We start from the raw sequence: 654 nt of genomic DNA, 5'->3' as shown, positions 1-654 counted from the left end.
GTCGTTGCTACGGAGGTTGTCCATCCGAGGATGTCGAGCGAGGCTGTGGTTGCGAAGCCTGCAACCCCGAACCCGGATCCTCGGATGGACGCCCATCAGAATGCGCGCACCACGCCGCATAGTCGACGGTTGATCATGGAGCGGCTGGCTCAGGGCTGGACCGTGAGCGCCGTGGCGCTCGCGCTGGGGATAGACCCGAAGACGGTGCGCAAGTGGCGCGATCGTTTTGCGGCGGAAGGAACGGCCGGTCTGGCCGACCGATCCTCGCGCCCGCACACCTCGCCCACGCGCGTCGAAGCCGCCCTCCAAGCCGAGATCGCCCGGCTGCGCCGTGAGCGGCTGTCCGGGCCAGCCATTGCCCGGCAGGCGCGTGTGCCGCTCTCGACGGTGGGCGCGGTGCTGCGCCGGCTCGGCCTGAGCCGGCTCGACGCCCTCGATCCCAAGCCGCCCATCATCCGCTACGAGCGGGAGCGGCCGGGCGAACTGATCCACCTCGACACGAAGAAGCTCGGTCGTATCGACGGCATCGGCCATCGCATCACCGGTGATCGACGCGGACAGAGCAGCAGGCGCGGCACCGGCTGGGAGGCGCTGCATGTTGCCGTCGATGACGCCTCTCGGCTCGCCTACACCGAGATCCTGCCCGACGAGAAG

Annotated in this window: 1 protein-coding gene; it reads left to right on the top strand. The window is 69.3% G+C overall.

Annotation, left to right across the window (positions count from 1 at the left end; genetic code table 11):
• Positions 1-84: 84 nt before the first annotated feature.
• On the top strand, positions 85-654 hold a 570-nt coding region (locus tag MHA02_RS21915), incomplete at its 3' end, for a helix-turn-helix domain-containing protein (RefSeq protein ID WP_170249448.1).

The sequence above is a fragment of the Methylobacterium haplocladii genome, assembly GCF_007992175.1.
Classification (GTDB): domain Bacteria; phylum Pseudomonadota; class Alphaproteobacteria; order Rhizobiales; family Beijerinckiaceae; genus Methylobacterium; species Methylobacterium haplocladii.
The sequence above is the reverse complement of the archived record's forward strand: the minus strand, read 5'-3'. Positions and strand labels throughout refer to the sequence as shown.